The organism is Flavobacterium sp. P1_E4 (genome assembly GCF_056405915.1).
The window spans coordinates 52,252-64,642 of sequence record NZ_JBFUBE010000019.1; the positions used below are offsets into that span (position 1 = coordinate 52,252).

General features: G+C 37.0%; 10 protein-coding genes. 9 read left to right on the plus strand and 1 reads right to left on the minus strand.

Annotated elements, in window-relative coordinates:
- Window positions 1-87 precede the first annotated feature (87 nt).
- Window positions 88-522, plus strand: a complete 435-nt coding sequence (locus AC1DY0_RS15665; protein ID WP_477189519.1) for an acyl-CoA thioesterase — start codon at window positions 88-90, stop codon at window positions 520-522.
- A 21-nt stretch (window positions 523-543) separates the two neighbouring features.
- The gene (locus tag AC1DY0_RS15670) at window positions 544-933 is read left to right on the plus strand and encodes a DUF1398 domain-containing protein (RefSeq protein ID WP_477189520.1); all 390 of its coding nucleotides are present in this window, start codon (window positions 544-546) and stop codon (window positions 931-933) included.
- A gap of 65 nt (window positions 934-998) precedes the next feature.
- Here the strand turns inward: AC1DY0_RS15670 and katG are convergent, their stop codons facing one another.
- The gene (katG, locus tag AC1DY0_RS15675) at window positions 999-3,209 is read right to left on the minus strand and encodes a catalase/peroxidase HPI (protein ID WP_477189521.1); all 2,211 of its coding nucleotides are present in this window, start codon (window positions 3,207-3,209) and stop codon (window positions 999-1,001) included.
- Between the two features lie 265 nt (window positions 3,210-3,474).
- On the opposite strand from katG, the gene AC1DY0_RS15680 reads away from it, so the two are divergent.
- The 7 genes from AC1DY0_RS15680 to nirB all read left to right on the plus strand — a co-directional run bounded on the left by AC1DY0_RS15680 (window position 3,475) and on the right by nirB (window position 12,295).
- Window positions 3,475-3,780: an EthD family reductase gene (locus tag AC1DY0_RS15680; RefSeq protein WP_477189522.1), complete on the plus strand. Its 306-nt coding sequence runs from the start codon at window positions 3,475-3,477 to the stop codon at window positions 3,778-3,780.
- 27 nt (window positions 3,781-3,807) lie between these two features.
- The gene (locus AC1DY0_RS15685) at window positions 3,808-4,176 is read left to right on the plus strand and encodes an iron chaperone (protein WP_477189523.1); all 369 of its coding nucleotides are present in this window, start codon (window positions 3,808-3,810) and stop codon (window positions 4,174-4,176) included.
- A gap of 83 nt (window positions 4,177-4,259) precedes the next feature.
- Window positions 4,260-4,625 carry a VOC family protein gene (locus AC1DY0_RS15690; RefSeq protein WP_477189524.1) on the plus strand — a complete coding sequence of 122 codons (366 nt, stop codon included), beginning with the start codon at window positions 4,260-4,262 and terminating at the stop codon, window positions 4,623-4,625.
- A 710-nt stretch (window positions 4,626-5,335) separates the two neighbouring features.
- On the plus strand, window positions 5,336-7,081 hold the full coding sequence (locus AC1DY0_RS15695) for an APC family permease (RefSeq protein WP_477189525.1): 1,746 nt from the start codon (window positions 5,336-5,338) through the stop codon (window positions 7,079-7,081).
- A gap of 107 nt (window positions 7,082-7,188) precedes the next feature.
- A complete protein-coding gene (locus AC1DY0_RS15700; RefSeq protein ID WP_477189526.1) occupies window positions 7,189-8,526 on the plus strand; it encodes a porin in 1,338 nt (445 codons plus the stop codon).
- A 73-nt stretch (window positions 8,527-8,599) separates the two neighbouring features.
- Window positions 8,600-9,397 carry a PhzF family phenazine biosynthesis protein gene (locus AC1DY0_RS15705; RefSeq protein ID WP_477189527.1) on the plus strand — a complete coding sequence of 266 codons (798 nt, stop codon included), beginning with the start codon at window positions 8,600-8,602 and terminating at the stop codon, window positions 9,395-9,397.
- A gap of 390 nt (window positions 9,398-9,787) precedes the next feature.
- Complete coding sequence (gene nirB, locus AC1DY0_RS15710; protein ID WP_477189528.1) at window positions 9,788-12,295, plus strand: nitrite reductase large subunit NirB; 2,508 nt, start codon at window positions 9,788-9,790, stop codon at window positions 12,293-12,295.
- Window positions 12,296-12,391: the final 96 nt, after the last annotated feature.

Consider the following 12,391-nt stretch of genomic DNA (forward strand, 5'->3'; position numbering starts at 1 on the left):
ATTGTTCTATGTTTGACCTTTCACTTTGCACATATGAAAATCCTAGTTATCTTTGCTTACAAAAACATACAATAAATTAAAAACTCCATGGCTACATTTAGCAAACAACTATCCTTTCGCTGGTCTGATTTAGATCCAAATTTTCATTTACGTCATAGTGCTTATTATGATTTTGGGGCACAACATCGTGTTGAAATTTTGGCACAATTAGGATTAACATTAAGAGTCATGCAAAAGGAACATATTGGCCCTATATTATTTAGGGAAGAATGTGTCTTTAGAAGAGAAATCAATCTCTCGGACGAGATTATCATGCAAACCAAAATGGCAAAAATGAAAGCTGATGCTTCACGCTGGTCGATTGTTCATGAGTTTTACAAAGAAGATGTATTGTGTGCCGTTATTACTGTTGATGGTGCCTGGATGGATACCAAAATCCGTAAACTAGCCACTCCAACTCCACAGGTTGTTGTTGATGCCCTAAGTGTTTTTCCAAAAACAGCTGATTTTATTGCACTATAATTAATCAAAAAACAATCAAATATGTTTACAATCGCACAAATAAAAGAAGCGCATTCCAGAGTTAAATCAGGAGCCGATTTCCCAGCTTATATTCAAGACTTAATTATATTGGGCGTAAAAGGCTATGATACCTTTGTTAACGATGGCCATGTAGAATATTTTGGAGCCGATAATCATAGAGCTGTAGCTACTGAGACGTATGACAATATCACAATAGCTCCTTTTGCCAACAAAGAACGATTCATTGAATTCTTGGTTATACACCAAGAGGGGCAAACAGATTATCTCACTTTTTGCAATCATGCAGGACAATGTGGAATTGCAAAATGGAGTGTCGATATCATAGAAATGACCTGTACTTATTTTGACCAATTAAATGCAAAAATTTTAATTGAAAAAATTCCGAGTTAGGTTTATAATAAAAAAAGGTGGTCTGTAATCAGACCACCTTTTTAATAATATACAATTACAATTATTTAGTTCAAATCAAAGCGATCTAGATTCATTACCTTAGTCCAAGCGGCCACAAAATCCTTTACAAACTGATCTTGGGAATCCTCACATCCATAAACCTCAGCTAGAGCACGAAGCTCTGAATTCGAACCAAAGATTAAATCCACACGGGTTCCTGTCCACTTCAATGTACCTGTCTTGCGATCACGACCTTCAAATACCTCTTGAGAATCTGAGGAAGCTTTCCAAGTCGTACCAAAATCGAGTAAGTTCACGAAGAAATCATTAGTCAATGTCTCCGGACGGCTTGTGAATACGCCATGTCTAGACTGATCGAAGTTAGTATTAAGAACACGCAAACCACCAACCAACACTGTCAATTCAGGTGCAGTCAAAGTCAATAACTGTGCTTTATCAATCAACATTTCTTCTGCCGAAATAGTGTATTGGGTTTTCATATAGTTTCGGAATCCGTCAGCTTCTGGCTCAAGAACAGCAAATGATTCCACATCGGTTTGGTTTTGTGAAGCATCACCTCTTCCCGCCGTAAAAGGAACAGTAACATTTTGGGCAGCTTTCTCAATTCCGACACCACCGGCTAGAACGATTAAATCAGCAAGTGAAACCTGTTTTCCATCTGACTGTGCGCTATTGAATGCTGTCTTGATGCCTTCAAGAGTTTCTAACACTTTTGCCAATTGAGGAGGATTATTAACTATCCAGTTCTTTTGCGGAGCGAGACGAATACGTGCACCATTGGCACCACCTCTTTTATCAGAACCTCGGAATGTTGATGCCGAAGCCCAGGCTGTAGATACCAATTGGGAAACAGACAAACCGGAAGCTGAAATTTTGGCTTTCAAAGCAGCTATATCATTGGCATCAATAAGTTTGTGTGTTACTGCTGGGATTGGGTCTTGCCAAATAAGTTCTTCCTTAGGTACTTCTGGTCCCAAATAACGTACGATTGGTCCCATATCACGATGAGTCAACTTAAACCATGCTCGAGCGAATGCATCAGCAAATACATCAGGATTTTCATGGAAGCGTCTTGAAATTGACTCATAGATAGGATCTGCTCTCAAAGCTAAATCAGCGGTAAGCATAGTTGGAGCGTGACTCTTTGATGGGTTGTGGGCATCCGGCACTGTACCTGCCCCAGCCCCTCCTTTTGGTTTCCACTGATGTGCACCAGCCGGGCTTTTCGATAGTTCCCATTCGAATCCAAAAAGGTTTTCAAAATAATTATTACTCCACTTATTGGGCGTTGTAGTCCAGGCTCCCTCAAGACCACTACTAATGGTATATTCACCATTTCCAGTACCAAATGTGTTTTTCCACCCAAGTCCTTGCTCCTCAATACCCGCAGCTGCTGGTTCTGCACCAACATACTCGTTTGGATCGGCTGCGCCATGGGTTTTCCCAAAAGTGTGCCCCCCTGCAACAAGTGCAACGGTTTCCTCGTCATTCATAGCCATACGTGCAAAGGTTTCCCGAATATCACGCGCAGATGCAAGAGGATCCGGATTACCGTTAGGTCCTTCTGGATTCACGTAAATAAGCCCCATCTGAACTGCTGCCAGAGGGTTTTCCAATTCACGGTCACCCGTATAGCGTTTATCATCCAACCACTTCCCTTCAGACCCCCAATAGATATCTTCATTAGGTTCCCAAACATCGGCACGCCCACCACCAAAACCAAAAGTCTTAAAACCCATGGACTCAAGCGCACAATTTCCGGCGAGAATCATCAAGTCTGCCCATGAAATTTTTTTGCCGTATTTCTGTTTGATTGGCCATAACAGCAAACGTGCTTTATCTAAATTCACATTATCAGGCCAACTGTTCAGTGGAGCAAATCGTTGTGTACCGGCCCCACCACCACCACGACCGTCTGCGATACGGTACGTACCCGCGCTGTGCCACGCCATTCGAATGAAGAACGGTCCATAATGACCATAATCAGCCGGCCACCAATCTTGGGAATCGGTCATTAATGCGAAAAGGTCTTTCTTAACGGCTGCCAAATCAAGGCTCTTGAAAGCCTCGGCATAGTCGAACGCCTCCCCCATCGGATTGGACAGCGAGGAGTGCTGACGAAGAACATTTAATTTTAACTGATTGGGCCACCAATCACTGTTTCTTGTGCCTGATCCAGCACTTTGTTTTGAGCCAGCTCCAGAGAATGGACATTTCCCCTCGCCGTTAGAATTCTGATTTTCGTTATTTTCCATAATGTGATGATTTTTAAAAACTTACTCACGAATTTACCAAAATTATTTTTATCTAAATTATTTTTTCAATAGATAAAAATTATAGTTATAGTACAAAATCGCAGTTTAGAATAATTCTGAATTTAAACTAAATAACTTTTTTATTTGTAATTTAGATACATAAAAATTACAGTATCAAACCACAAACTTTAAAACAAGAATCATCAATATTAAGCGGGCTAACCGAAAACCAATTAGAGTAGGTATCAACAAATAAAACAATAAAATGCTACAATTAATCGTACTTTATCCGCAACCCGCCAATGTGCAACAATTTGAAGCAGATTATGCTAGTCATTTAGCATTACTTCATGAAAAAACAGGACTTCCTATAACTGTAGAATCTTATACGGTTACAAAGTTCCTACCCACTCCCGATGGCACGCAGCCTTATTACCAAATGTTTACAATGCCTTTTGAATCTCCTGAAGCATTTCAGTCGGAGATGGCAACAGCCGGTATGCAAGAAGTGGCAGCAGATGCCAATCGAATTTCCACAGGTGGATTGCCAACTATTTTAATTGGAAGTTGATAACTAAACAATGATAAACGATAAGCCATGAAAACCGATTTTAAATCTGTTGACGAATACATACAAAGCTTTCCAAAAGATATACAATCTCTTTTGGAAAAAGTTCGCATGACCATTCTTAAAAAAGCGCCCGAAGCTGTAGAAAGCATATCGTACGGAATGCCAGCTTACAAAACACACGGAAAACCATTGGTCTATTTTGCAGGTTATAAAAAACATATAGGCTTTTATGCAACACCAACGGGACACACCGAGTTTTCAAATGAGCTTTCCAATTACAAACAAGGAAAAGGCTCCGTTCAGTTCCCAGTTAGCCACCCAATTCCATACTGGTTGATTGAGCAAATCGTTGTATTTAGGGTAAAAGAAAACGAGCAAAAATTTAGTAAACAATAAATGGCTAAGATTTAAGATGACAATTTAAAAAGTTCCTTTTACTTAGTATCTTAGTACCCTAGAAACTTAGTATCTAAAAAAACATGAATCATAAAGCCAAATCAATCAGACCGTTTATCGGTTCCAAGAACTTTCAGACTTCCCGAAATTTTTATCATGACTTAGGTTTTAAGGAAATTATATTAGGACCTAATTTCTCTTATTTTGAAACCAAAGGAATCGGTTTTTATCTACAAGAGGCTTATGTCAAAGATTGGATAGACAACACTATGCTTTTTTTGGAAGTCGAAAATGTCAACCAATTTTGGATTGAACTTATGGAATTGAACTTGCCAGCTAAATATGAAAATATAAAATTAGTACCCATTCGGGAAATGGATTGGGGCAAAGAATGTTTTATACACGATCCGTCTGGGATTCTTTGGCATATTGGGGAGTTTAAGAAATAATCAAATTGATTAGAAGCTATTTCCTGCTATCCGCTACAATCTTGCGAGCCGAACCCCGGCTCACAAGGATTTTCACTGCTATCAGGGCTAGGACATCAGATGTTATAAGAGCAATTATCGAATATTTCCAATTGTGTATGCACTGTTGACACAATAAAGATCCACAGCCAAAGTCCTTGCGAGGTACGAAGCAATCTCACTATCAAAAGCAAACCCAACAAGTCATTGGAACGGATATACTGAATGAGATTGCTTCGTGCCTCGCAAAGACACGGATAAATATTGTTTTCTGCTCATTTACTTAAGAATCTCTCCTAATTACACCTAATCTTTATTATTGTTATTCTCCCTTTCTTTGAAATGATGATAAAAAAGCAAAATACCTTCCTTTAGCCCCAATGGAAGTGGAAATCCTTATAAGCCGGGGTTCGGCTTATAAGATTACCTCACTATACATTTATATTCATAGAAGTTCTGTGAACTTCGTTTGCAACGGATAGCGGGATTAATGCCGATAAAAAAACACAAAGCTCTCTGCTACAAAACATTATAAAAACTCCAATTCTAGAGTTAAGTCTTTCAAAAAATAAAAAAGTATAATTTAATCCGAATTATTTCATAATTTAATACCTGATAACCAAGCCATTTAAGTAGTATGACAATTTCCTTTTGTGAAGGAAAAAATCACTTCAAATAAAAATCTTTAAATTATGACTACAAAACAAGTTCACAAAAAATTAAACGAACTGCAGTCAACTGCAATCTGCGGAAACGACATTAGTTCTTCCTGTCTGTATGTTTCGGCCTTGACCATCGTATATGCTGGACAGTTCGCTTGGATTTCATTACTTGTCGTAGCAGTTGTTTTGTTTTTGTTTCGGAAAATTTATGATGAAGTTGTTGGTGCAATTCCACTGAATGGTGGTGCTTACAATGTTTTGCTAAACACCTCAACAAAACAGCTTGCCTCCATGGCGGCCACCTTAACAGTTCTTTCCTATATGGCTACAGCAGTGATTTCTTCACTGGAAGGAATGCATTATCTACATAAGATTTTCCCTTTTATCAACGTAACTATTGCCACGATAATTGTCCTTTTGATTTTTACTGGCTTGGCGATTATAGGAATTGGAGAATCAGCGATTGTGGCAGTGTTTATCTTTATTACCCACTTACTAACATTGAGTCTACTGGTTATTGCTTCTGTTTGGTTTATCCTAAATAATGGACTTGAAATCTTTACAGTCAATTGGGCTCTGCCTTTAAAATCTGGCAGCATTTTAACAGCATTATTTCTCGGATTTTCGGCAGCAATGCTTGGGATCTCAGGATTTGAAAGCTCGGCCAATTTTGTTGAAGAGCAAGAACAGGGAGTTTTTAGAAAAACACTTCGAAATATGTGGGCCATCGTTAGTTTTTTCAATCCTGTTTTGGCTTTACTGCTGATTTGCATCATTCCAATTGCCGAAGTTGGAGAACATAAAGAATCCCTTTTGGCTTATTTAGGCCAAACAACCGGAGGAAACTGGTTGGCAATTTTTATTTCAATTGATGCCGTTTTGGTATTATGCGGTGCGGTGCTAACCTCATTTGTTGGGGTTTCAGGATTATTAAACAGAATGACCCTGGACAGAATTTTGCCCAATTATTTTTTAAAACAAAACAAAAGAGGATCCAATTACAGAATCATCATCAGCTTTCTTATTTTATGCCTTTCTGTATTATTTGTAACCAAAGGGCATTTTGAGTCATTGGCAGGAGTCTATACTTTTTCATTTTTGGCGGTAATGGCATTATTCGGAATAGGGAATCTATTGCTCAAAATAAAAAGGAGCAAACTGCCTCGTCCTGCAAGAGCAAGCGGGATTTCAGTAGTTGTGGCAGTTGCCTTTATCATAATTGCTTTTCTTGGAAATATCCAACTCAATATTGACTCGTTTTATACTTTCATAAAATACTTAATTCCGGCTACGATATTCATATTAATAATGCTCAATCGTTCCATTTTAATTCAATTGTTGATTGCGTCTATAGAATATTTCTACAGTCCATTGCGAAAAGTAGTCATATTGAGCAATCGCTATCTTAATAAAATGCATCTTAAAATTAATTCTCAAGAGTTTGTGTTTTTTACCAAAGGTGATAATGTTGCTATTTTGAACAAAGTAATGCAGTATGTGCAAAACAATGAAACCACAAAAAAATTAAAGATTGTCAATATCAAAAAAACTGGGGAATCAAATGAATTACTGAAAAAAGATTTGGAAGTTTTGGATCGCGCCTATCCTGAAATCCATATCGAATTTATCGAACTGGAAGGTCTTTTTGGTCCAGAATTAATTGACGAATTATCCAAAAAATGGGGAATTCCAAAAAACTTTATGTTTATAGGTTCTCCAGGTGATCGTTTCTCTTACCGAGTTTCAGAGCTGGGAGGTGTTCGATTGATTATGTAAATAGTAATCCGTTAAAAGAAAATCAATACATCCATTTTATTTTAACATAATTTTTAATTATTTTTAATGAAATTTCCTAGATGTACTGACTTCTAAACTAAATATTCATGAAAAAAGTTATTGTTGTAATAATGGTATTAACATTTGGCATCACCAAAGCTCAGGATACTATCAAAACTCAAGAAGCTATCAAAATCCAGAAAATCATTAATGATCAGGTTTCAAAAGCAATTGCACATTATATGGACTCCGTAAACAAAGCAAAACCTGTTGAGATCAAAGAAACTGAGAAAAAACAGAAATGGTACGATGTGTTTTCTCTTCGCGGATATGCTCAAATAAGATATAATGGTCTATTCTCAACAAATGACAAGGTTTCCTGCGATCAGTGCGATAAGTCTTGGGGAACGACATCATCAGATCCTGATGCAAAATCAAACAACGGTTTTTTTATAAGAAGAGCTCGTCTTGTTTTTTCAGGTGACATACTACCCTACTTATATTTTTACATCCAACCTGACTTTGCTAGTTCTCCTTCTTCTGGAGTGAATAATTTTGTGCAATTAAGAGATCTCTATTTTGATTTCTCTTTTGACCCAAAAAAGGAATATAGAATTAGAGTTGGACAAAGTAAAGTGCCATATGGGTTTGAAAATTTGCAATCAAGCCAAAACAGATTGACATTAGACCGTAATGATGGTCTGAATAGTGCTGTTGCCAATGAACGTGACTTGGGGATTTTCTTTATGTGGGCTCCACATGAAATCAGAGAACGTTTTGCTATGCTGGTGAAAGATGGTTACAAAGGCTCTGGGGATTATGGCGTTTTTGCATTTGGGGCTTATAATGGACAAACACCAAACAAATCGGAGGCCAATAGAAATTTATACGTAGTGGCTAGATTAACCTATCCTTTTGTGATTGGTAACCAGATCATTGAACCCGGTATTCAAGGATATACAGGCAAATGGGCTTTTACGAGTGAAATTTCTTCGGGTGTGACTACACCTTTAGACCCAGATTATGTTACTGACCAACGTGTAGCAGCAACTTTTGTTCTCTATCCAAAACCTTTTGGTATCCAAACGGAATATAATTTTGGTAAAGGGCCACGTTATGACAAAACGACCAATAGCGTGCAATCAGATAATTTGCAAGGTGGATATATCACTTTGAATTATAAATGGGATTTGAATTTACCGAAACAAAAATATCTTTACCCATTTGCAAAATTTCAATATTATGACGGAGGAAAGAAATTTGAAAAAGATGCGAGAAGTTATATTGTAAGAGATTATGAATTTGGACTAGAATGGCAACCCTATAAGTTTTTTGAATTAGTTGCCGAATGGGTTGTTTCCGACAGAACTTTTGAGGACAGTGCTAAAATGGATAACCGACAACAAGGAAATTTACTAAGATTACAAGCTCAATTTAATTTTTAAAGTTAAAATAGAAATATAAAAACAATACTAATATACCCAAATATTAAATTATTAGGGACGAAAACCTAACAAAATGAAAACATATTTTGTAGACTCTTTTACAAACGAAAAATTTAAAGGAAACCCTGCTGCAGTTTGTTTTCCTGAAGAGAATTTGGACTTTGATACCATGCAAAAAATTGCAACAGAAATTGGTTTTTCTGAAACTGCATTCGTAAAACAAATCACGGACAACACCTACAGCATTCGGTTTTTTACACCAAAGATTGAAATTCCATTATGTGGTCACGCCACATTGGCTTCCTCAAAAATTATATTCGACACAACTTCATTTGATAGCATAACATTTATCAATTGTGAAAATATTGAATTGTTTATTGAGAAAACTGGAAATAAAATCAAAATGCAATTCCCTATTTACGATACAGAAGAAACAGAAGTACCTCAAAAAACATTAGATGCCCTTGGAATTTCTGAAGTTCTAAATAAAAGATACAGTCCTAAAAATAAAATTATCCTAATCGAGATCAAAAGTGCACTTGAATTGTCAAATTTAAAGCCTGATTTTACGGCCTTGCTAAATTCACATACTGGAATAAATGGCGTTTTGGTGACTGCAATTTCAGACAACGAAAATTTTGATTTCCATTATAGATATTTTTGGCCTTGGGCTGGAACTAATGAAGATCCTGTAACTGGTGCCATTCAAACTTTTTTGACAAAATATTGGGCTACAAAATTGAATAAAACAAAATTGAATGCTTTTCAATCTTCACTAAGAACTGGAGAAATGAGTACCGAAATCATACAGGACAAAGTTTTCATTTTAGGTGAAGCCGTAACAGTATTAGAAGGACAATTTAATTTATAATGTTCCAAGACTAATACAAAAAGTATAGCTTCACTACTCTACTTAGTTTTCTATAAGTATTCCATACTATTTTAATTCCAAAATCTCCTTATATGCAGGAATCGCGTGAAGGATGGAAGTGGCATCTCCCGATTTAGAAAAACAAGGCTTTTTTGCCGTAGTTTTTTTTAATCAGGAATACAGCGGACAGCCTGACCCCGCCGGAGCAGCAATATCCTTGGTTATCAAAATGTTCTAGAGCGGGGGCACGCCCAAATCAAACTACGCATTTATTCAGAATTCAAACAACTGCAATTAAAAATGATTCTATTTTAGAAAAAAAATAAAAAATAAGTATCAAAATTAAGTATTTATACGTATGTTTGCGTAGTAATACTTAATTAACAGATTATGATTAATGTGATAGTAGTCGGAAACGGCATGGTAGGTTATAAATTTTGCGAGAAATTCATTTCGAAATCTGGGCAAGAAAATTATCAAATTACAGTATTTGGAGAAGAGCCAAGACGCGCCTATGACAGAGTTCACTTGAGTGAATACTTTGCAGGGAAGAGCGCTGATGATTTATCTTTATCAACGACATCATGGTATAAAGAGAATAATATCATATTAAACACTTCGGAGTTAATTACAGATATCAACAGAGAGAAAAAAACAATACATACTCACTTAGAAAAAACATATGAGTATGATTACTTAGTTTTAGCTACAGGATCAGCTGCTTTTGTACCTCCAATAGATGGGGTTGAAAAAGAAGGGGTATTCGTTTATCGAACCATCGAGGATCTTGATGCTATTATGACCTACGCAAAAAAAATAAAAGCCAACGGCGCTACTGAAGCCGCTGTTCTTGGAGGCGGTTTACTAGGTCTTGAAGCTGCCAAAGCAGTACGTGATCTAGAGTTAAATGCTCATGTAGTGGAATTTGCGCCACGCTTGATGCCAAGACAGTTAGACCAAGCAGCAAGTGACATGCTGCAATCCAAAATTGAAGAGCTTAATATAGGAATCCATCTTAATAAAGCAACCCAATATATAGATGGAGAAGAAAGCATAAAGGGGATGATGTTTGCCAATGATGAATTGTTAAAGGTTGATATGTTGGTTATATCGGCAGGAATTAAACCTCGTGACGAACTAGGAAGAATTTCCGGACTTGAAGTAGGCGTTAGAGGCGGAATCGTGGTAAATAATAAAATGCAAACATCAGATCCTAACATCTTCGCTATTGGTGAGGTTGCCTTATACAATCAAATGATTTATGGTCTTGTAGCTCCAGGCTACGAAATGGCCGATGTTGCTGCCGAACAAATCCTAAAAGGGGATAAAACGATGAGAGACACCATCGATATGTCTACTCAATTGAAATTAATTGGAGTTGAAGTTGCGAGTTTTGGTGATCCTTTTATTGAAAATGAAGATGTTACTGCAATTGTTTATGAAAACAAATTCAGTGGTATTTACAAAAGAATCAATGTCACCAAAGACGGAAAAACATTATTGGGAGGAATTCTTGTAGGAGATTCATCAGACTATAACGGATTATTTCAAATTTATGCCAACGCAATGGCATTACCGCCAAATCCGGAAGATTTAATCCTAGGCTCTCGCGGTGGAGAGGGATCTACGCTTGGAAGTGCATCCGATTTGCCAGACACTGCCGTAATCTGTTCTTGTGAGAACGTTACCAAAGGCGCTATATGTTGTTCGATTCTTGACGGAACTGCAAATACATTTGGCGATGTCGTAAAATTAACCAAAGCAACTTCAGGTTGTGGAGGATGTAAACCAATGGTCGCTGACTTAGTAAAAGCAGCTCAAAAATCTATTGGTAAAGAAGTAAAAGAAAACATTTGCGAGCACTTTAATTATACTAGACAAGAATTATTCGATCTTGTAAAAATCAATAAATACACTAACTATTACGAAGTAATCGACCATCACGGAAATGGAGACGGCTGTGAAGTTTGTAAACCAGTTGTAGCTTCTATTTTCTCCAGTATTTATAATGACACTGCCAACAAACACGTAACTACTCAAGATACAAATGACAGATATTTGGCTAATATTCAAAGAAACGGAACCTATTCTGTTGTGCCAAGAATTGCGGGTGGAGAAATCACTCCTGAAAAATTAATTGTCATTGGAGAAGTAGCTAAACAATTTGATTTATATACCAAAATAACTGGTGCACAACGTGTCGATTTATTCGGTGCTCAATTAGATGACTTGCCAAAAATATGGAAAGTATTAATAGATAATGGTTTTGAAAGCGGACATGCTTATGGAAAATCTTTAAGAGCTGTAAAAAGCTGTGTTGGTAATACTTGGTGCCGTTATGGAATGGATGATAGTACAACTTTTGCAATCGAATTAGAAAACCGTTACAGAGGAATTCGTTCTCCGCATAAATTAAAAGGAGGAGTTTCTGCCTGTATTAGAGAATGTGCCGAAGCTAGAGGAAAAGATTTTGGAGTAATTGCTGTTGAAGGTGGCTGGAATCTTTACATCTGCGGTAATGGTGGAGCCAATCCAAAACACGCTGTCCTTTTAGCAGAGCAAATAGACAAAGCGACTGTTTTCAAATATATGGATCGTTTCCTTATGTATTATATCCGCACAGCAGGACCATTGGTTCGAACTTCTACTTGGTTGGAAAAACTTGATGGAGGATTGGATTATCTAAAAGAAGTAATCATCCATGACCGTATAGGAATTTGCGAAACATTAGAAGCAGAAATGGAATCCCTTGTTGGAACATTCGAATGTGAATGGAAACAAGTACTTGAAAAACCAAGATTGATGAAACGTTTCAGTCACTTTGTCAATACAGATGAGAAAGACGACAACATAGAATACGTGCCGTTAAGAGACCAAAAAATGCCTAGAGCTTGGTAATCCAAGCTGAATCTTAAATTATAAAATATAAATAACATTTCTAATCTTGGCTCCGCTACTCCTCATAAGGTGGGGCTGGGATCAGAAAACAAAACT

Bases quoted from the DNA above. Each gene is read 5' to 3' on its own strand.
- AC1DY0_RS15665 (WP_477189519.1), top strand. From the start codon at position 88: ATGGCTACATTTAGCAAACAACTATCCTTTCGCTGGTCTGATTTAGAT.
- AC1DY0_RS15695 (WP_477189525.1), top strand. From the start codon at position 5,336: ATGACTACAAAACAAGTTCACAAAAAATTAAACGAACTGCAGTCAACT.
- AC1DY0_RS15690 (WP_477189524.1), top strand. From the start codon at position 4,260: ATGAATCATAAAGCCAAATCAATCAGACCGTTTATCGGTTCCAAGAAC.
- AC1DY0_RS15680 (WP_477189522.1), top strand. From the start codon at position 3,475: ATGCTACAATTAATCGTACTTTATCCGCAACCCGCCAATGTGCAACAA.
- katG (WP_477189521.1), bottom strand. From the start codon at position 3,209: ATGGAAAATAACGAAAATCAGAATTCTAACGGCGAGGGGAAATGTCCA.
- AC1DY0_RS15705 (WP_477189527.1), top strand. From the start codon at position 8,600: ATGAAAACATATTTTGTAGACTCTTTTACAAACGAAAAATTTAAAGGA.
- nirB (WP_477189528.1), top strand. From the start codon at position 9,788: ATGATTAATGTGATAGTAGTCGGAAACGGCATGGTAGGTTATAAATTT.
- AC1DY0_RS15685 (WP_477189523.1), top strand. From the start codon at position 3,808: ATGAAAACCGATTTTAAATCTGTTGACGAATACATACAAAGCTTTCCA.
- AC1DY0_RS15700 (WP_477189526.1), top strand. From the start codon at position 7,189: ATGAAAAAAGTTATTGTTGTAATAATGGTATTAACATTTGGCATCACC.
- AC1DY0_RS15670 (WP_477189520.1), top strand. From the start codon at position 544: ATGTTTACAATCGCACAAATAAAAGAAGCGCATTCCAGAGTTAAATCA.